The sequence below is a fragment of the Streptomyces otsuchiensis genome (genome assembly GCF_004305975.1).
Lineage (GTDB): Bacteria > Actinomycetota > Actinomycetes > Streptomycetales > Streptomycetaceae > Streptomyces > Streptomyces otsuchiensis.
Genome location: NZ_BHZI01000105.1, coordinates 1 through 19,008, shown reverse-complemented (window position 1 = coordinate 19,008; position 19,008 = coordinate 1). Strand labels below are relative to the sequence as shown.

14 protein-coding genes are annotated in these 19,008 nt (G+C 74.7%); 9 read left to right on the top strand and 5 right to left on the bottom strand.

Annotation, left to right across the window (positions count from 1 at the left end):
- Window positions 1-69: 69 nt before the first annotated feature.
- The 7 genes from eccB to E0D90_RS12205 all read left to right on the top strand — a co-directional run bounded on the left by eccB (window position 70) and on the right by E0D90_RS12205 (window position 11,120).
- Window positions 70-1,542, top strand: coding sequence for a type VII secretion protein EccB (gene eccB, locus E0D90_RS12235; protein ID WP_103504725.1), 1,473 nt, complete (start codon window positions 70-72; stop codon window positions 1,540-1,542).
- Window positions 1,535-2,782, top strand: a complete 1,248-nt coding sequence (locus tag E0D90_RS28305; protein WP_130797948.1) for a type VII secretion protein EccE — start codon at window positions 1,535-1,537, stop codon at window positions 2,780-2,782. The genes eccB and E0D90_RS28305 overlap by 8 nt, the downstream gene beginning before the upstream one ends.
- 96 nt (window positions 2,783-2,878) lie before the next feature.
- A complete protein-coding gene (locus E0D90_RS12225; RefSeq protein ID WP_227870172.1) occupies window positions 2,879-3,598 on the top strand; it encodes a hypothetical protein in 720 nt (239 codons plus the stop codon).
- A gap of 207 nt (window positions 3,599-3,805) precedes the next feature.
- Entirely contained in the window at window positions 3,806-5,863 is a 2,058-nt protein-coding gene (locus tag E0D90_RS12220) for an AfsR/SARP family transcriptional regulator (protein ID WP_130797946.1), read from the top strand.
- Between the two features lie 115 nt (window positions 5,864-5,978).
- Entirely contained in the window at window positions 5,979-6,938 is a 960-nt protein-coding gene (gene mmuM, locus E0D90_RS12215) for a homocysteine S-methyltransferase (protein WP_130797944.1), read from the top strand.
- 61 nt (window positions 6,939-6,999) lie between these two features.
- Window positions 7,000-8,574, top strand: coding sequence for a 3' terminal RNA ribose 2'-O-methyltransferase Hen1 (locus E0D90_RS12210; RefSeq protein ID WP_438827393.1), 1,575 nt, complete (start codon window positions 7,000-7,002; stop codon window positions 8,572-8,574).
- Window positions 8,571-11,120, top strand: a complete 2,550-nt coding sequence (locus E0D90_RS12205) for a polynucleotide kinase-phosphatase (RefSeq protein ID WP_130797942.1) — start codon at window positions 8,571-8,573, stop codon at window positions 11,118-11,120. The genes E0D90_RS12210 and E0D90_RS12205 overlap by 4 nt, the downstream gene beginning before the upstream one ends.
- Before the next feature lie 72 nt (window positions 11,121-11,192).
- Here E0D90_RS12205 and argF read toward each other — a convergent pair whose 3' ends face one another.
- The 4 genes from argF to E0D90_RS12185 form a co-directional block, all read right to left on the bottom strand.
- Window positions 11,193-12,191 (bottom strand): ornithine carbamoyltransferase, encoded by a 999-nt coding sequence (gene argF, locus E0D90_RS12200; RefSeq protein WP_103528864.1) that lies wholly within the window; start codon window positions 12,189-12,191, stop codon window positions 11,193-11,195.
- A 216-nt stretch (window positions 12,192-12,407) separates the two neighbouring features.
- A complete protein-coding gene (locus tag E0D90_RS12195) occupies window positions 12,408-13,643 on the bottom strand; it encodes an arginine deiminase (RefSeq protein WP_103504496.1) in 1,236 nt (411 codons plus the stop codon).
- 27 nt (window positions 13,644-13,670) lie between these two features.
- On the bottom strand, window positions 13,671-13,850 hold the full coding sequence (locus E0D90_RS26580) for a hypothetical protein (protein WP_157996854.1): 180 nt from the start codon (window positions 13,848-13,850) through the stop codon (window positions 13,671-13,673).
- Between the two features lie 155 nt (window positions 13,851-14,005).
- Entirely contained in the window at window positions 14,006-14,818 is an 813-nt protein-coding gene (locus E0D90_RS12185; protein WP_103504498.1) for an SAM-dependent methyltransferase, read from the bottom strand.
- 372 nt (window positions 14,819-15,190) lie between these two features.
- Between E0D90_RS12185 and E0D90_RS12180 the strand changes: the two genes are divergently transcribed.
- Window positions 15,191-16,630, top strand: a complete 1,440-nt coding sequence (locus E0D90_RS12180; protein WP_130797937.1) for an ATP-binding protein — start codon at window positions 15,191-15,193, stop codon at window positions 16,628-16,630.
- Between the two features lie 59 nt (window positions 16,631-16,689).
- On the opposite strand, the gene E0D90_RS12175 is transcribed toward E0D90_RS12180, so the two are convergent.
- Window positions 16,690-18,171, bottom strand: coding sequence for an MFS transporter (locus tag E0D90_RS12175; protein ID WP_307721139.1), 1,482 nt, complete (start codon window positions 18,169-18,171; stop codon window positions 16,690-16,692).
- Window positions 18,172-18,312: 141 nt separating this feature from the next.
- On the opposite strand from E0D90_RS12175, the gene E0D90_RS12170 reads away from it, so the two are divergent.
- Window positions 18,313-18,969 carry a TetR/AcrR family transcriptional regulator gene (locus E0D90_RS12170; protein ID WP_103500400.1) on the top strand — a complete coding sequence of 219 codons (657 nt, stop codon included), beginning with the start codon at window positions 18,313-18,315 and terminating at the stop codon, window positions 18,967-18,969.
- Window positions 18,970-19,008: the final 39 nt, after the last annotated feature.

The window sequence follows — 19,008 nt, the reverse complement described above, 5'->3', positions numbered from 1 at the left end:
CTCTCAGGTCCGGTTCTGGGGTGCGTAGCCGCACGCGCCGGCTACGCACCCCAGAACCGGACCTGAGAGATGGCCACCACACGCGAACAGGCCGAGGCCTACGCCTACGAGAACCGCCGCCGCGTCACCGGCCTGCTGCGCGGCGCCGACGAGGCCCAGCACGACCCCCGCCGCCGCCTGAACCGCGCCCTGGGCGGCGGCATCGCCTTCGGCGTCCTGATCATGGCCGGCTTCGGGATCGCCGGCTGGCTCGGTGGCGGACGCGGCCCCCAACTGCCCGCCTCGGGAGCCGTGGTGGTCGGTGACGACGGCGACCGCTACGTGGTGAGCGACAACGTCGTGCACCCGGCGCTGAACCTGGCGTCCGCGCTGCTCGTCGGCGGGGGCGAGGTCACCCGGGTGCGGCAGGCGACCCTGGACGAGGCGCGCCGCGGGCTGCCGGTCGGTATCCCGGGCGCGCCGGACGCGCTGCCGGGCGCCGACGACCTGGTGGACGACCCGTGGACCCTGTGCTCGGTACCGGCCGAGAGCGGCGGCGCACCCGCCGACACCGCGCTGTACGTCTCGGTGCCCGGCATCGCGCCGGCCGGCGGGGAGAGCGAGGGTGCCACCGTCCTGGTCCGGCAGGACGAGGAGCTGTGGCTGCTGACCGAGGGACGGCGCTACGCGCTGAGCGAGTCGATCCGCGACATCCTGGAGCTGCGCCGGACCGAGCCCGTCGATCTCCCGGCGGAGATCATCGCGACGCTGCCCGAGGGGCCGGCGCTCACCATCCCGGAGGCCGGGGCGGGTGCCGGCGACACGCCGGAGGCGGCGCTGCCGGTCGACGCCGTCGTCGGCGACCTGGCGCACACCGAGTCCGGTGGCGCCCCGCAGTTCTACGTGGTCCGTCCCGGTGGCCTGGTGTCCGTCTCGGAGCTGGTGCACACCCTGCTGCTGCCGGGAGCCGGCACCGACCATGTGCTCACCGCCGCCGACGCGGCCCGCGCCCCGCGCGCCGATGAGGCGGCGCCCGGCGACCGGGCCTGGCCGGACGCCCTGCCGAGCGCCGAGCAGCCCGCCCGCAACCAGCCCGTCTGCGTCTCCACCCCGCCGGGCGGCGAGCCCGGGGACGCGCCCTGGCAGGCCACCGTGCACCTGCCGCGCACCATGCCCACGCCCACCGGGGTCACCGCCGTCACCGCGGGGGACGCCGAACGGCTCGGGCTGCTGGACCGGATCTATGTGCCGGCCGGCTCCGGAGCGGTCGTCCGGGCCACCACCTCGGCCGCCGCCGGGGGCACCTACACCCTGGTGACCGACAGCGGTTTCGCCTACCCGTTCACCTCCCCGGAGGCGGTGGAACGGCTGCGCTACACCCCCGGTGACGCCCCGTCGGTGCCCAAGGCGTTCGTCGGTCTGCTGCCCACCGGACCGGTCCTGGACCCGGACGCCGCCGCCCGTGAGCACCGGGGCGACGGCGTCACCGGGGACAGCGGAGCCGGCGCGGAGCAGGGCGACGGGGACGACAGCGACGCCGCGAACGGAGACGCCGATGACTGACGCGAGGAAACCGCCGAGGGCCCCGGACGGCGGGTCCGCGACCGCCGCCACGGCCGGAGGCTCCGCCGCCCGCCGGCCCGGCCGCGCCCGGCTGGTCGCGGTGCAGACCGCCGTCGGCTGCGCCGTGGCCGGAGCCGCCGCCGGCACCACCGCCGGGTACGCCCTGGCGGGCGCCGGGGCGCTGCTGCTGGTGCCGGCCCTGGCCCGCCGGCGGGGGCAGTGGCTGGACGAGCCCTTCGTCCGGCGGCTGCGCCGGGAGGCCCTGCGCACCGCGTCGCCGCAGCGCGCCACGGCCCGGAGCGGCGACGGGCGGGGAGAGACCGGGGCGGGAGAGAGCGGCCCGGTCACCCCCGACCTCGGGCTGGTCCACCGGCTGCTGCCGTCGCTGGACGTCATCGGGGTGCCCGACCGCAACGGCCCGGAGCTGGGCATGATCGCCGACGGCCGCGGCTCGGCGGCCGTCCTCGAACTCCCCGGCGGCGCCCTGCCCTCACTACCCGTGGGGCTCATCGCCGCCTGGCTGCGGGAGGACCCGGCCCGTCCGGCCGCCGCCCAGCTGGTCGTCGAGCAGTTCGGGCTGCCGCCGTGGGATCTGCTCTACCGATACCAACCAACGCTGGCCTACCGCCAGTTGCCGGTCCAGGGGGTGCCGGTCGCGGTCCGCTCCTGGCTGGTGGTGCGGCATGAGCCGCTGGACGCCCCGGAGTCGGTCTCCCGGCGCGGCGGTGGGGCCCCGGGAGCCGGGTCGGCACTGGCGTCCGCCACGGCCCGGCTTCGCGCCCGCCTGGCGGCACACGGCGTGGACGCGACCACGCTCGGGGTGGCCGAGCTCCGTGAACTGCTGCGGCAGACCGGCGACGTGACGGCCGGAGGGAAGGCGCTCCCCGGCTGCTGGGCCGGTGAGGGCGCGACCCACTGCACCGTCACCGCCGATGTCGGCAGTCAGGCCGACTGGGCGCGGCTGCTCAACGGCCTCGCCCACTCCGGCGCCGACCGGCTGGTGACGGCGGCGACCGTCGACCTGGACGCGGACGAGCCACGGGTCCGCACCGCCGTGCGCGTGGTGTCCACCGTCGGGCAGCACGCCGCCACCGAACGGGACCGGCTGATCCGCGGCGGCACCGTCGGCCCGCCCGGCGCCGACCAGCTGGCCGGGGTGCTGGCCACCCTCCCCGTCGCCTACCCGGCGCACGCGCTGGCCGAGGCCACCGGATCCGCCCTGATGGGGCAGCGCCGGTGAGCCGCCCCGGCGGCGCCACCGGGCCCTTCCTCCCGGTCCGGCCCGTGCCGGAACCGAGCACCGAACCTCAGGAACACCAGAGTCTCCAGGAGCGCCATGAGCGGTAGGACGAAGACCGCGGCCCCCGCGCGGGCGGCCTCGCCGGCACGGGGCGGGCCGCCCGATCTCGACACCCTTCCAGCCAGCCGCTGGCGGGAGAGCTCGCCGCGGCCGGGCTTCTGGCTGACGCCCGCCCGGGCCGGCCTGCACCTGGGCACCGATCAGGCGGGAGCGGGCATCTCGCTGTCCGCCCCGGGCCCGGCCGGCACCCGGATCGGGGTTCTCGGTGAGTCGCTGTTCGGCCGGCTGTTCGCGCTCCGGCTGCTCGGCCTCGGCGCCGAGGTCACCGCGGTCAGCCGGGTTCCGGACAAGTGGGCGCTGCTGCGGGAGGCCGCCGGGGACCGGCTGAACGTGACCGACAGCGTCGCCGGCTGGCCCGCGCACGCCCCGGGTCCGCCGACCGTCGGGCACGGACCGCAGGCGCTCGTCTCCGACCTGCGGCGGGCGCCGTCGGCCTCGGCGGCGGACGGCGCCTGGCGGACGGTGCTGCATGTGACCCGCTCGGCCCCGCGCCGCTCCGCCTTCTGGGCCTCGGCGGACGTCGTGCTGGTCCTCGGCGCGCACTTCGCGGAGGCCGCGGGCCGTGCCCTGGGCGGCGACGCCGAGCGGTTCGCGTCGGAGCTCGGCGACGGCGAGATCGCGCTGTTCTGGTCGGCCGGAGCGCACACGCTGCGGCCCGACATCGCGCCCGCCGAGACGGTGCTGCTCACCCCCTGACCGGCCCCGGACGCCCTCGGCCGGCGCGGTACCGGCGGCCCGGTGACCGGCCCGGGAGGGAGGCCGGACAACGACGACGGAGCGGGACATGGCGGGCTCGATTCGTTACACATTTTGCCGCAGACTGGTTTGAGGTCTGCGAAAGGCCGTGCGAAGATCACCGATCCGGGCAACTGACGCCGTTGTCCCGTCGGTTGGGGAGTTCACTTGGACGTCCGGCTGCTCGGCCCGCTGGAGGTGCTGGCGGACGACGGATCACCCGTCGCCGTGAGAGGCCCGATCCAGTGCTCGGTGCTGGCCGCGCTGGCGCTGCGCGCCGGTCAGCCCGTCCCCGCCGAGGAGCTCGTCCGCCAGCTGTGGGGCGACGCGCCACCGTCCGATCCGCGTGCCGCGCTGCGCGGCCACCTCGGGCGGCTGCGCCGGGTGCTGCCCGCCGGGCGGCTCGGGGAGGCGCCCGGCGGCCATCTGCTGCGAATAGGGCCTGAGGAGACCGACCTCGGGCGTTTCCGGGCCTCTCTGGTGCACTCGCGGGCCCTCGCGGCGGAGGCCCCGGCGCGGGCGGTCACCGTACTGGACGACGCACTCGCGATGTGGCGCGGCACCCCGCTGGGACGGGTCGGCTCGGGGACGCTCCGCGACCGTGAACGCCCCCGGCTGGCCGACCTGCGGCTGACCGCGCTGGAGGAGCGCGCCGAACTGCGGCTGAGCCTCGGCGCCCACGAGGAACTGCTGCCCGAACTGACCGCGCTGGTGCGCGACCACCCGCAGCGGGTACGGCCGGCCGGTCAGCTGGTGCTGGCCCTGCACCGCTGCGGGCGGGTCGCCGACGCCGCCGCCGAACTGCGCCACGCCTACGACCGGCTCGGGGACAGCGCCGCCGAACTGCGGCTGGTGGAGTCCGGTCTGAGGGCCGCCGACGCGCTGCTCCCCTCCGGGCTGGCCGAGCGGCTCGACCGGCTGGCGACCTCACCGGAGATGTGCGGGCGGCTGGCCGCGTCCGTCTTCCCGCTGCTCGGGATCGCCGACGTCCGCCAGTACAACTCCGGCGCCGTCTCCGCGCTCGCCGGCTGCACCCCGCGCGAGGCGGCGCAGGCGCTGGAGAGCCTCACCGCCGCCGGGGTCAGCCACAGCCCCGTCCCCGGCTCCTACGCGCTGGGCACCGAGGAGCGGGCGGTGGCCGCCCGGCAGGCGGCGGCCCTGCCCGAGGCGCGCCGCCGCGCCCATCTCGCCGGGCTGGCCCGCTGGTACCTGGGGTCGCTGTACCGCGTCAACGCCACCCTGTCGCTGCCGGACCACTACCGCCGCCGCTACTACGAGGGCGCGGACCGGTTCCCGCAGGGCCGGCTGTTCACCACCGCCGACGAGTCGCTGACCTGGGCCGATCACGCCCGCCAGGAGGTGCTGGCCCTCGCCCAGCAGCTGTCCGCGCCCGAGTACGACGACGACGGGGGCGACCTCGCGGGCCGTCCGCTGTCGGAGTTCGGGCTGGAGGCGCTGCGCGCCATGGAGAGCTACTTCGGCATCCGGCTCAACTGGCGCGTGCAGCGCCGCCTCGCGGAGATCACCCTGCGCGTGGGTGAGCGCCGGGACGAGGCGTACGCGCAGGCCGTCGCCCTCACCCAGATGGGCCGGGTCCACAGCCAGCGCCGGGAGCCCGCGCGGGGTGTCGAGGTACTGGAGCGGGCCGTCGGGCTGTTCCGCTCACTGGGGGAGGAGCGCGAGGCGCTGTACGCGCTCAGCGCCATCGTGCCCTGTCTGGGCACCGCCGGACGGCTGGACGAGGCGGTGAAGCTGTCGGAGTCCGCGCTGGACCAGGCGAGCGCGGCCGGGCTGGACGAGCTGTCCATCGTCATCCGCCACAACCTGGGCCGCAGCCATTTACTGCTCGGCCACCACGCCAAGGCGCACCGGATGCTCACCGAGGGCTACGCGCTGGCGAAGGTCCCGTACCACCGGATGACGGGCGCCGGGGTGCTGGCCGAATACCACCTGGCGACCGGCGACTTCGAGCAGGCCGCGTACTGGTCGGACCGTGCGCTCGGACACGCCGCCGAGCAGACCTTCGACCCGTTCATGGTCGCCAAGCAGCGCACCCGTCGCGCGGCGGCGCTGCGCGGCATGGGCCGGGAACAGCAGGCACGGGTGGAGGAGATGCAGGCACAGGCGCTGCTGGAGGACCTCAACCGGCGGGAGCAGAGTCTGCTGCGGGTGATGCCGGTCGGTGAGGAGCCCTTCGACCCGGACGCCGCCACCGTGCAGACGTGACCAGCGAGAGCAGCGTGGCCGCCTGACCGGTGGACCGTGCCCTCTGCGCCCGCCGTGCCCGCCCTCTGCCTGAGCCGCCTTCCGGGCCGGGCGGTCGGCGCGCGACACTGGGTCCATGGAACGCGCCGCACCGGCGCCGGCCGCCGGTTTCGCCGCCGCGCTGTCCGCCGGGACGATCGTGCTGGACGGCGGGCTCGCCGCGCAGCTGACCGCGCAGGGCTGCGACCTCTCCGGCGCACTGTGGACCGCCCGGCTGCTGGCCGAGGCGCCCGCCGAGATCGAGCGTGCGCACGAGGCGTTCCTGCGCGCCGGAGCGCGGGTGCTGACCACCGCCGGCTACCAGGGCTCGTTCGAGGGGTTCGCGACCCTGGGCGCGGGGCGCGCGGAGGCAGCCGCACTGTTCGCCCGCGGCACCGCGCTGGCCCGGCGGGCCGCCGACCGCACCGCCGCGCTGCGCCCGCCGGGGGAGCGGGTGTGGGTGGCCGGGTCGGTCGGGCCCTACGGCGCGGTCGCCGCCGACGGGGGCGAGTACCGCGGCCGGTACGGACTCGGCGTCGCGGAGCTGACCCGGTTCCATCGCCCCCGGATCGAGGCGGTGGCGGCCGGCGGGCCGGACGTCCTCGCGCTGGAGACCGTGCCCGACGCGCTGGAGGCCGAGGCGCTGCTGCGGGCCGCCGAGGGCTGCGGTCTGCCGGTGTGGCTCTCCTACACCGTCGCGGACGGCCTGACCCGTGCCGGGCAGCCGCTGACGGAGGCGTTCGCGGTCGCCGCCGGCCACCCGTCGGTGGTCGCCGTCGGGGTCAACTGCTGCCACCCGGCGGAGGTCGCGCCCGCGCTGCGCACCGCCGCCGAGGTGACCGGGCTTCCGGGAGTGGCATACCCCAACAGCGGCGAACGCTGGGAGGCGGACACCGGAGGGTGGCGGGGGCCGGTGGCGCTCGCGGCGGGTGACGCGCGCCGCTGGTGCGCCGCCGGTGCCCGGCTGGTCGGCGGCTGCTGCCGGGTCGGCCCCGGGGGCGTGGCCGCACTGGCGGCGGAGCTGGCCACGGGCGGTTCCCCGGCGGAAGACCGCTGAACAGGGCCCGGAGACCGGCATGCGCGGGCGGCGCCGTGAAAACCCGGTGACCGTACCGGAGATGGCGACGATACTCGGTCGCGTGTTCATGACCGTCACCACCACCGCGACCGGCTCCACCCCCGCGACGGACCTGGGACACCTGCTGCACAAGCATCCGGACCGGGCGCAGACCTTCTCGACCGCGCACGGCACCGCCCATGTCTTCTACCCGCGGGCGGACACCGACCGCTGCACGGCGGCGCTCCTGCTGGAGATCGACCCGGTCGCGCTGGTGCGTCGCGGCGGTGGCAAGGGCGGACGCGCAAAGGGCACCGGCCCGGACGCCACCCTCGACCGGTATGTGAACGACCGCCCCTACGCGGCCTCCTCGCTGTTCGCGGTCGCGCTCGGTGCGGTCTTCCGCACCGCGATGCGCGGACAGTGCGCGGCACGCCCCGAACTCCCTACGCTGAGGCTGCCGTTGTGGATCGAGGTGCCGGCGCTGACCGCGCGTGGCGGTCCCGGGCTGGTCGAGCGGCTCTTCGCGCCGCTGGGCTGGCGGGTCACGGCCCGTCCCGTCCCGCTGGACCCGGACTTCCCCGAGTGGGGCGACTCGCAGACCGTATCCCTGACGCTCAGCGGTGAACTGGCCCTCGGCACGGCCCTGCGCCAGCTCTACGTGCTGCTGCCGGTGCTCGACGGCGCCAAGCACTACTGGATCACCGAGGAGGAGGTCGACAAGCTGCTGCGCGCCGGTGACGGCTGGCTGGAGCACCACCCGGAACAGGAACTCATCGCCGCCCGCTACCTGGCACGGAAGGCGGCGCTGACCCGTAGCGCCCTGGAGCGACTGGAACTCGCCCGGCTCGCCGCCGCCGACGGCGTGGCGGCCGCGGAGCTGGACGACGCCGTCGACGAGCAGCACGACACCGAGGAGCGCCCGGCGCCGCTGGCCGAACTGCGGAGAGCGGCGATCCTCGCCACGCTGCGCGAGTCCGGCGCCACCCGGGTGGTCGATCTCGGCTGCGGTCAGGGGCAGTTGCTCGCCGAACTGCTCAAGGAGCCACGCTTCACCGAGATCGTCGGGGTCGATGTCTCGGTGCGCGCGCTGCGGTCCGCGGCGCGGCGGCTGCGCCTGGAGCAGATGGGGGAGCGGCAGGCGTCGCGGATCACCCTGCGGCAGGGCGCGCTGACCTACACCGACAGCCGGCTCACCGGCATGGACGCGGCGGTGCTGTGCGAGGTCGTCGAGCATGTGGACCCACCGCGTCTCGCCGCGCTGGAGTACGCCGTCTTCGGCGCGGCCCGGCCGGGCACCGTCGTGGTCACCACCCCCAACGCGGAGTACAACGTGCGCTGGGAGTCGCTGCCCGCGGGCACCATGCGCCACCGCGACCACCGCTTCGAGTGGACCCGGGCCGAGTTCGCCCGCTGGGCGGCCGGTGTCTGCGAACGGCACGGCTACCGGGCGGAGTTCCGCCCGGTCGGCGAGGAGGACCCCGACGTCGGGCCGCCCACCCAGCTCGCGCTGTTCCGCCGCTTGACGCCCGCCGACTCCGACGCCGCCTCCGCCGCCGGTCCCCACGCCGTGCGGAACGGCACGCCTGCTTCAAGGACCACCACCGGCACCAGCCACCAGGAGACCGGCGCATGACCGCCCTCGCCGTACCCGACGTCTGCCTCGTGGTGCTCATCGGCACCACCGGAGCGGGCAAGTCCACTTTCGCGCGGCGGCTGTTCGCCCCGACCGAGACCGTCTCCTCCGACGTCTGCCGCGGCATGGTGGCCGACGACGAGAACGACCAGAGCGCGACCCCGGACGCGTTCGAGCTGCTGCACTACATCGTGGGCAAGCGGCTGGCCGCCGGACGGCTCACCGTCGTCGACGCCACCAATGTGCAGAGCGAGGCGCGCCGTGCGCTGGTCGCCCTCGCCCGGGAACACGACGTGCTGCCGGTGGCGGTCGTCCTCGACGTGCCCGAGCCGGTCTGCGCCGCGCGCAACGCGGCCCGCCCGGACCGGGCGTCGATGCCCGCCCATGTGCTGCCACGGCAGCGCCGCGAGCTGCGCCGCTCCCTGCGGGGCCTGGCGCGCGAGGGGTTCCGCACCGTACACGTGCTGCGCGGCACCGACGAGGTGGACGCGGCGACCGTCACCCGGGAACGCCGGTACAGCGACCTGCGGCACCTCACCGGCCCGTTCGACATCGTCGGCGACGTCCACGGCTGTCGCGCCGAACTGGAGACGCTGCTCACCCGGCTCGGCTACGCGCTGGAGCGCGACGCCGCCGGCCGCGCGACCGGCGCCCACCACCCCGGTGGACGCACCGCCGTGTTCGTCGGCGACCTCGTCGACCGGGGGCCGGACAGCCCCGGTGTGCTGCGGCTGGTGATGGGCATGGTGGAGGCCGGCGACGCGCTGGCCGTCTCCGGGAACCACGAACAGAAGCTGGCCCGCCACCTCAGGGGCCGCAGGGTGCGGATCAGCCACGGCCTCGCCGAGACCGTCGCCCAACTGGCGCGGGAGGAAGACGCGTTCACCGGGCGGGTGACCGCCTTCGTGGACTCGTTGACCAGTCACTACGTCCTGGACGGCGGCCGGCTGGTGGTGGCCCACGCCGGGTTGCCGGAGAAGTACCACGGGCGGGCCTCGGGCCGGGTGCGGGCCCACGCGCTCTACGGCGACACCACCGGCGAGACCGACGAGTTCGGGCTGCCCGTGCGCTATCCGTGGGCCGAGGAGTACCGGGGCCGGGCCGCGGTCGTCTACGGTCACACCCCGGTCCCGGCGCCGCTGTGGATCAACAACACGCTCTGCCTGGACACCGGCTGTGTCTTCGGCGGCGCGCTGACCGCGTTGCGCTGGCCGGAGCGGGAACTCGTGGATACCCCCGCCGAGCGGACCTGGTACGAGCCGGTCCGCCCCCTGGCGCCGGTGGCGCCGGAGCCGGCGGAGCGGCCGCTGGACCTCGGCGACGTCGCCGGCCGCCGGGTGGTGGAGACGCGGCACCACGGGCGGATCGCCGTCCGCGAGGACAACGCAGCCGCCGCGCTGGAGGTGATGAGCCGGTTCGCGCTCGACCCGCGGCTGCTCGGCTACCTGCCGCCGACCATGGCTCCCTGCGCCACCTCACGCCGGGACGGCTTCCTCGAGCACCCCGAGGAGGCGTTCGCCGCCTACCGGGATGCCGGGGTGCGGGAGGTCGTCTGCGAGGAGAAGCACATGGGCTCGCGGGCGGTGGTCCTGGTCTGCCGGAACGAGGACGCCGCCCGGGAGCGGTTCGGCGTCCCCGGGGTGAGCGGCGCCCTGTACACACGGACCGGCCGCGCGTTCTTCGCCGACGGGGCGCTCACCGAACGGCTGCTGGCCTCGGTGCGCGCCGCCGTGGACGGCGCCGGGCTGTGGGAAGAGCTGGCGACCGACTGGCTGCTCCTCGACGCGGAACTGCTGCCCTGGTCGCTGAAGGCGGGCAAGCTGCTGCGTGAGCAGTACGCGGCGGTCGGCGCGGCGGCACGGTCGGCGCTGCCCCCGGCGGTGGCGGCGCTGGAGCGTGCCGCGGCCCGCGGCGTCGCCGTCGACGACCTGCTGGAGCGTCACCGTGGGCGGGCCGCCGACACGACCGCCTTCACCGAGGCGTACCGGCGCTACTGCTGGCCGGTGAGCGGCCTGGACGGTGTCGGTCTCGCCCCGTTCCAGCTGCTGGCCGTCGACGGACGCAGCCTGGCCGCGGAGCCGCACGACGCGCAACTCGCCCTGATCGACCGGCTGGTGGCCGCCGACCCGTCCGGACTGCTGCGCACGACCGGCCGGCTCTTCGTCGACACCGAGGACGAGGCGTCGCGTGCCCGGGCCACGGACTGGTGGCTGGAGGCCACCGGGGCCGGGGGCGAGGGGATGGTCGTCAAGCCGCTCCAGGCCCTGGTGCGCGGCGGCGGGGGCCGGCTGGTGCAGCCGGGCGTGAAGTGCCGGGGCCGCGAGTACCTGCGGATCGTGTACGGGCCGGAGTACACCCGGCCCGACCAGCTGGAGCGGCTGCGGGACCGTCACCTGGGGCACAAGCGGTCCCTGGCGCTGCGCGAGTACGCGCTGGGCCTGGAGGCGCTGGACCGGCTCGCGGCCGGGGAGCCGTTGTGGCGGGTCCACGAGCCGGTCTTCGCCGTGCTGGCACTGGAGTCGGAGCCGGTCGACCCACGGCTGTGACGGCGTGGGCCCGGCCGGGTGCGGTGGGCGTGGGGAGCCGGGCGGGCCGGTGCCCCACGCCCGGCGGCCCGGTCAGGCGAGGGTGGCCACCAGCAGCGCCTTGATGGTGTGCAGCCGGTTCTCCGCCTCGTCGAAGACCACCGAGTGTGCCGACTCGAAGACCTCGTCGGTCACCTCCAGGGAGTCCAGGCCGTGCCGCGCGTGGATCTCCCGCCCGATGCGGGTGCCCAGGTCGTGGAAGGCCGGCAGGCAGTGCAGGAACTTCACGTCGGGGTTGCCGGTGGCGCGCAGCACGTCCATGGTCACCGCGTAGGGCGACAGCCGGGCGATCCGCTCGTCCCACACCTCGGCGGGCTCGCCCATCGACACCCAGACGTCGGTGACCACGAAGTCCGTGCCGCGCACGCCCTCGGTGACATCGGGGGTCAGCGTGATCCGCGCGCCGCTGGTCTCGGCCAGGCGCCGGGCCTCGGCGATCACCTCGTGCGAGGGCCAGTACTCCTCGGGGGCGACGATGCGCACGTCCATGCCGAGGAGGGCGCCGGTGATCAGGTAGGAGTTGCCGGTGTTGAAGCGGGCGTCGCCCAGGTAGGCGTAGGAGATCTCCTCCAGCGGCCCCGGGCGGTTCTCGGTCATGGTCAGCACGTCGGCCAGCATCTGGGTCGGGTGCCAGTCGTCGGTCAGCCCGTTGTAGACGGGGACGCCCGCGTGGGCCGCCATCTCCTCGACGATCGCCTGCTCGGAGCCGCGGTACTGGATGGCGTCGTACATCCGGCCCAGCACCCGCGCCGTGTCCCGGGCCGACTCCTTGTGGCCGATCTGCGAACCGGAGGGGTCCAGACAGGTGGTGAAGGCGCCCTGGTGCGCGGCGGCGACCTCGAACGCGCAGCGGGTGCGGGTCGAGGTCTTCTCGAAGACCAGGGCGATGGTGCGACCCTGGAGACGGCGTATCTCGGTGCCCGCCCGGCGGGCGGCCTTGAGTTCGGCCGCCAGCTCGATGAGCCGGCGGAACTCCGCCGGGGATACGTCCAGTTCCTTCAGGAAGTGGCGCCCCTTGAGGTCAGTCGCCATCGTTGGGCTCCTCGGTCGTGCCGGTGGCGGCGTGCCACGTGTGAAGATGGAAGTATATGCGGCCTTCGGTATCGCTATGCGGGTGGGGTCCCGGGTCCCGGGTCCCGGGTCCCGCGTCCCGACACCGCTCTCCCGCCCGGCTCGCGGCCCGCCCGTGCCCCGTCCGTGCCCCGGCCGAGGTGCGGACGAGGTGCGGACGAGGCACGGAGCCGGCCGTCAGCCCACCGGGTCGCGTTCCACCGGGCAGCTCATGCAGCGCGGCCCACCGCGCCCGCGGCCCAGCTCGCCGCCCGGGATCTCCAGCACCTCCACGCCGCTGCGCCGCAGATGACTGTTGGTGGTGACGTTCCGCTCGTAGGTGAGCACCACGCCCGGCTCCACGGCGAGCACGTTGCAGCCGTCGTCCCACTGCTCCCGCTCGGCGGAGTGCACGTCCTGCGTCGCCGTGAGCACCCGGATCCGGTCCAGGCCCAGCGCCGTCGCGATGGCCCGGTGCATGTGCTCGGGGGGATGGTCGGTGACCTTCAGCTCGTTCTCGCCCGCCCCCGGCTCGATCGTGTACGAGCGCAGCATCCCCAGGCCGGCGTACTGCGTGAACGTCTCGCCGTCGATCATGGTGAGCACCGTGTCCAGGTGCATGAACGCCCGCGCCTTCGGCATGTCCAGCGCGACGATGGTGTGCGCCGAGCCCGCCGCGAACAGGCCGCGCGCCAGCATCTCCACCGCCTGCGGGGTCGTCCGCTCGCTCATCCCGATCAGCACCGCGCCCGAACCGAGCACCAGGACGTCGCCGCCCTCGATCGTGGACGGGTAGGCCGCCTGCCCCTCCGACCACAGGTGGAAGGGGCGGGCGCGCGGCGAGGTGAACAGCGGGTGGTGGTGGTAGATCGCCTCGAAGTGCACCACCTCGCGCTGACGGGCGGGCCAGCGCATCGCGTTGATCGAGACGCCGTCGTACACCCAGGCCGAGGTGTCCCGGGTGAACAGGTGGTTGGGCAGCGGCTGCAGCAGGAAGTCGTCCAGGCCCGTCACATGGAAGCGGACCGAGGAGGGCTCGGGGTGCCGCTCCAGGAAGTCGCGCTTGGTCATCCCGCCGACCAGCGCCTCGGTCAGCTCGCCGGTGGGCAGCCCGTCGAAGACGTCCCTCAGGTGGTCGGTCGCCAGCGGACCGAACTCCTTCTCGTCGAAGACCCGGTCCAGGACCAGCGCGCGGGCCGCCGGGATCTCCAGGCTCTCGGCGAGGAGTTCGTCGAAGAGGTGGACCGCGACGCCGCGCTCGCGGAGAACCGCCGCGAAGGCGTCGTGCTCCTGCTGCGCCCGGCGCACCCAGAGCACGTCGTCGAAGAGCAGGTCGTCCTTGTTGCTCGGGGTCAGGCGCTTCAGCTCCAGGCCCGGGCGGTGGAGTATGACCCGGCGCAGTCGCCCGGCCTCGGAGTCGACGTGGAATCCCATGCGCCCATCCTGCCGGGCGCCGCGCCCTCACGCCCGTGATTCGGCCGCCTCCCCGTCCATGGCGCCGTCATCCGGCCCGCCCCGGGAGCCGCGCCCCGCGCGGGCGGCGATCATCGGCATCCGCGAGCTCTTCGTGAAGGCGGGCGCAGTCAGCCCGGCGCTCTTCAGCTTCAACTCCGCGGGCGCCTGCCACGACTGCCAGGGCATGGGCGTGGTCTACACCGACCTCGCACACCGCGGAGTTCCTGCGCCGCGAGACCGCCGGCTGACGGGCGGCGGGCCGGGGCCCTGAGGACGGGCGGCGCGCCGGGACACCGCGGAAGGGGGTGTCCCGGCGCGCCGCCCCGGCGGGCCGGGGTCCGTCAGGGCTTGCGGGCCACCAGCCCCCACTGGTCCATCTGGTCCGGCGGCGCCGGGGCAGCGGTGTCCGGATGCCAGTCCGGGATGGGGCCCACCCCCGGCGGCAGGATCTCCAGACCGGCGGCGGTCGCCGCTAGTTCGTCACGGGAGCGCACGTAGTAGGGGGCCGCCCCCGACGCGGCGTAGTGCACGTTGAGCTCCACCATGGTCGGCGAGTCGATGCTGTCGCACGTCACCAGGTAGGAGCCGGAAGGCAGCTGATCCATGTACTGCCGCACCAGTTCCGCCGCCGGCTCGGGCTTGATGTGGCCGAGCATCGAGAGCAGCATCAGCGCGATCGGCTGGTCGAAGTCGAGCGTCTCCCGTGCGGAGCGCAGCACCGCCTCCGGATCGCGGACGTCCGCCTCGATGTAGACCGTCCTGCCCTCGGGGGTGGATGTCAGCAGCGCCTCGGCGTGCAGCAGCACCAGGGGGTCGTTGTCCACGTAGACGATGCGGGCGTCCGGCGCGTGGCGCTGCGCGACCTGATGCGTGTTGTCGGCGGTCGGCAGACCGGTGCCGATGTCGAGGAACTGGCGGATTCCCGCCTCCCGCACCAGGTACCGGACGGCGCGGCCCAGGAACTGGCGGGAGGCGATGGCCAGTCCGGCCGCGCTCGGGTAGTCCGTGAGCAGCTGGTCGACCAGCTCCTTGTCCACCTCGTACCAGTCGGTTCCCCCGGCGCAGTAGTTCCAGACCCGCGCCGAGTGCGGGACGCTGGTGTCGATCCGGGAGATGATCGAGTCCTCCGGGCTGTCGGAGTCGTCACGGCTCACGAGGTACTCCGTTCGGGTTCGGACGGGCCGCCGGGGGCGTCCGGCGCGACGGGCGTGCCCGGGCCGCGGCCGGTATCGGGAGGCGGTGTCACCGTCACTGCTGTGCTTCGGCGGGCGGACGGGGCACACGGGGTGCCGCGCGTCGGTTCGGGGCACCTCCCGTCGTCCGGCGGGTCCGCTGTCGTCGAGACGTCACGCACCGGAGCGGGCACGTGGCGTCGCCGTCATTCAGCGTACTCCGGGGACGCCGCGCGCGAAGGTCGAACGCGTCCGCCCGCGTGCGCTCCACTGGCAGGGCGGGCGGCATCAAAGTAAGATCGCATCTACGTAAGACTGCTTCTACTGTTCACATCCGAGGTGGGAGGCCCGCGCGTGGAGTTCCGTGGACGAACCGGAGATCTGGGGCGGCTGGCCCGGGAGTACCGCAAGGTCGCCGACGGCAGCGGGTCCACGGCGGGGCGCGCGGTGGTGGTGACCGGGCGGCGCCGGGTCGGCAAGTCCCGCCTGGCGCAGGAGTTCTGCGACCGCTCCGGCGCGCCGTACGTCGTCTTCCAGGCCACCCGGGGGCGCAATCCGGACGCCGAGCGCGCCGACTTCACGGCGGCCCTGGCCCAGTCGACCCTGCCCGGAGCCGAGCTGGTGGCGGGGCTCCAGCCACGGGACTGGAACCAGGCGCTGCGCTCCCTCGCACTGGCGCTGCCGGACGACTCACCGAGCGTGGCCGTGATCGACGAGGTGCCCTGGCTGGTCGAACAGGACGCAGAGTTCGAGGGCGCGCTGCAGACCGTGTGGGACCGTCATCTCTCGGCCAAGCCGGTGCTGTTGCTGCTGGTCGGCAGCGACATGGCGGTGATGGAGGCGCTGCGCTCGCACGGCCGGCCGTTCTTCGGCCGCGCGGCCAGGATGACCGTCGAGCCGCTGCATCTCGCGGACGTCCGGGAGATGACGGGCCTGGACGCGGCCGAGGCGGTGGACGCCCAGCTGATCACCGGTGGCTTCCCCGAGATCGTGCGGTCCTGGCGGCCGGGGACGTCACGCACGGACTTCCTGCGGGAGTCCTTCACCGATCCGCTCTCGCCGCTGCTGGTGGCCGGGGAGCTGTCCCTGCTGGGGGAGTTCCCGGACTCCTCGCGCTCCCGGGCCGTGCTGGAAGCGGTCGGCAGCGGCGAACGCACGTTCAGCGCGATCGCCGCCGAGGCGGGCGGCAGCGGGGCGCTGCCCTCGGGCACCCTCTCCCCGCTGCTGGCCACCTTGCAGGAGAAGCGGGTGCTGGCCGCGGAGCTGCCGCTCTCCACCCGGCCGGACACCAAGAACAAGCGGTACCGGATCGCCGACCCGTACCTGCGCTTCTGGCTGGCGTTCCTGCGCCGCTCGATCCCGCTGATCGAGCGCGGTCGCGGCGACCTGGCGCTGGAACGGGTCGAGCAGTCGTGGACGAGCTGGCGCGGCCGGGCCGTCGAGCCCCTGGTGCGCGAGGCCCTCTCGCGGCTGGAGCACGACGGTGAGCTGCCGGCGGTGGAGGCCGTCGGCGGCTGGTGGAACCGGCAGAACAAGCCCGAGATCGACCTGGTCGGCGCCGACCGCGAGCCGGTCGCCGGGCGGGTGCGGTTCGTCGGGTCGGTGAAGTGGCTGGAGACGCAGCCGTTCGGCCGCCGGGAGTACGACGCCCTGGTGCGCGACATGCTCGCCGTGCCGGGCGTCACGGCGGAGACGCCGGTGGTCGCGGTCTCGCGATCGGGCGTCAGCGAGGGGCTTCCGCTGGCGGCGCACTGGGGGCCGGAGGACCTGGTCCGGGCCTGGCAGCCGGGGTGAGCCGGGCCGGGGCCGGCCCGCCGGCCCGCCGGCCCCCGGTGCGCCGCGCAGCTCGCCGCTCAGCGCGCGGCGGCCGCCGTCGCGGGTGCCGGATCGGCGGACACCGGGGCCGAGGAGGCGGCGGAGGGCCGCCCGGGCAGGAAGGCCGCGACGGCGAACGCCACCAGCGCGGCGCCCGCGCCGATCGCCATCACCACCCGGAAACCGTCCTGCGAGGGCACCGTCCCCGCTCCGAAGTCCATGGTCATCTGTGCCAGGACCACGCCCGCGACCGCGCTGGCGCAGGAGGTGCCGATCGCCCGCATCAGGGTGTTGAGGCTGTTGGCGGCGGCCGTCTCGGAGACGGGGGTCGCGGACATGATCAGCGCGGGCATCGACCCGTAGGCCAGGCCGATACCGGCACCGATGACCGCCGACACCAGCACCAGGTGCCAGATCTCCGACATCAGGCCGAGGCTCATCCCGTAGCCCGCGGCGACCACGACGGCGCCCGTCATCAGGGTCACCTTGGGGCCCCGGGTGCGGGAGATGTGGGCGGAGACGGGCGCCATCGCCATCATCACCAGGCCGGAGGGCCCGAGCACCAGACCGACCATCACCATCGACTGGCCCAGGCCGTAGCCGGTCTCCTCCGGCAACTGCACCAGCTGCGGGAGGACCAGCGACATCGCGAACATGGCGAAGCCGAACACGGCCGAGGCGATGTTGGTCAGCAGCACCTGCCTGCGGGTGGCGGTCCGCAGGTCCACCAGGGGGCGGGCGACCCGCAGCTCCCACAGGGCCCACAGCGCGAGCACCACGGCGGCGACGGCCAGCAGGCCCAGGGTCAGCGGCGTGCCCCAGCCCCAGTCGCCTCCCTTGGAGATCGCGAGCAGCAGACAGACCAGGGCCGCCGACAGCCCGAGCGCGCCCAGCAGGTCGAAGCGCCCGCCGGTGGTGACCTCCGACTCCGGTACCAGGCGGAACACCAGGCCGGCCGCGATCACGCCCATGCCGGCCGCGCCCCAGAACAGCACGTGCCAGTCGGTCCGTTCGGCGACCGCGGCGGCCAGCGGGAGGCCCAGGGCGCCGCCGACGCCGAGCGAGGCGCTCATGAGCGCGGTCGCGGAGCCCAGCCGTTCCGCGGGCAGCTCGTCGCGCATGATGCTGATGCCCAGCGGGATGACGCCCGCGGCCAGGCCCTGAAGGGTGCGGGCGATGATCATCGGTACCAGGGTGTCGCTCAGTGCGCCGAGGACCGACCCGGCGACCAGCAGGCTGAGGCTGATCAGCAGCATCCGGCGCTTGCCGTACATGTCGCCGAGCCGCCCCATGACGGGCGTGGCCACCGCGCCGGCCAGCAGTGTGGCGGTGATCGCCCAGGCGGTGTCGGAGGGGGTGGCGTCCAGCATCCGGGGCAGCTCGGGGATCAGCGGGATCACGATGGTCTGCATCAGCGCGACCACGATGCCGGAGAAGGCGAGCACGCCGACCAGTGCTCCGGGCGCGCGCCCGCGTCCGGGCGTGTTCGCTTCCGGGGCGTTGGGGGGACTGGGCTGCACGCGGGAACCTCCGTCGGCACATTCGGACGCATTCTCGAATTAAGTCATGCGCTTGACTGAACTTACATCCACGAGTTGACTGAACGCACGCCCCGCCCGAGCGGGGACCACGGTGACCGGACGAAGCGGGAGTCGGGTGAGATGGTGACCATGTCCAACAGAGCGAAGCCCCGCGGGGAAGAGACCCGGAACGCCATCCTCACCGTCGCCGAGCGGCTGTTCGCCGAGCACGGCGTGTTCGCCGTCTCCAACCGCCAGATCAGCGAGGCGGCCGGCCAGGGCAACAACGCGGCCGTCGGCTACCACTTCGGCACCAAGACCGACCTGGTGCGCGCCATCGTCCGGCGGCACCACGAGCCCATCGAGCGCATGCGCGAGGAGATGCTGGAGCGGACGGGCGGCAGCGACGACGTCCGGGACTGGGTGGCCTGCCTGGTACGGCCCAACGTCGAGTACCTGGGGACCCTCGAACTCCCCACCTGGTACGCCCGGTTCATCGCACAGGTGATGACCGACCCGGTGCTGCGCGAGAACGCGATCGACGAGTCGTTCAGCCCCACCGTCGAGCAGGCGATGGACGGCCTCAACCGCTGCCTGCCCGCGCTGCCGCTCACCGTCCGGCTGGAGCGCGGCGAGATGGCGCGCCACCTCATCGTCCACGTCCTGGCCGAGCGCGAACTGGCGCTGGCCGAGGGGACACCCACCCCGCGCGCCACCTGGAGCGACGGCGCCACCGGGCTCATCGACGCCCTCGTCGGACTCTGGTACGCCCCCGTCACCTCCGACGGCCGCGGCTGACCGCCCGCGCGCCGCCCCGCCCGCACCTCACGTCGACCC

What these genes read in the sequence shown, in the direction of transcription:
- mmuM (WP_130797944.1), top strand. Translation starts at nt 5,979, where the DNA reads ATGGAACGCGCCGCACCGGCGCCGGCCGCCGGTTTCGCCGCCGCGCTG.
- E0D90_RS12170 (WP_103500400.1), top strand. Translation starts at nt 18,313, where the DNA reads ATGGTGACCATGTCCAACAGAGCGAAGCCCCGCGGGGAAGAGACCCGG.
- E0D90_RS12225 (WP_227870172.1), top strand. Translation starts at nt 2,879, where the DNA reads ATGAGCGGTAGGACGAAGACCGCGGCCCCCGCGCGGGCGGCCTCGCCG.
- eccB (WP_103504725.1), top strand. Translation starts at nt 70, where the DNA reads ATGGCCACCACACGCGAACAGGCCGAGGCCTACGCCTACGAGAACCGC.
- E0D90_RS12205 (WP_130797942.1), top strand. Translation starts at nt 8,571, where the DNA reads ATGACCGCCCTCGCCGTACCCGACGTCTGCCTCGTGGTGCTCATCGGC.
- E0D90_RS26580 (WP_157996854.1), bottom strand. Translation starts at nt 13,850, where the DNA reads ATGCCCTGGCAGTCGTGGCAGGCGCCCGCGGAGTTGAAGCTGAAGAGC.
- E0D90_RS28305 (WP_130797948.1), top strand. Translation starts at nt 1,535, where the DNA reads ATGACTGACGCGAGGAAACCGCCGAGGGCCCCGGACGGCGGGTCCGCG.
- argF (WP_103528864.1), bottom strand. Translation starts at nt 12,191, where the DNA reads ATGGCGACTGACCTCAAGGGGCGCCACTTCCTGAAGGAACTGGACGTA.
- E0D90_RS12195 (WP_103504496.1), bottom strand. Translation starts at nt 13,643, where the DNA reads ATGGGATTCCACGTCGACTCCGAGGCCGGGCGACTGCGCCGGGTCATA.
- E0D90_RS12210 (WP_438827393.1), top strand. Translation starts at nt 7,000, where the DNA reads ATGGCGACGATACTCGGTCGCGTGTTCATGACCGTCACCACCACCGCG.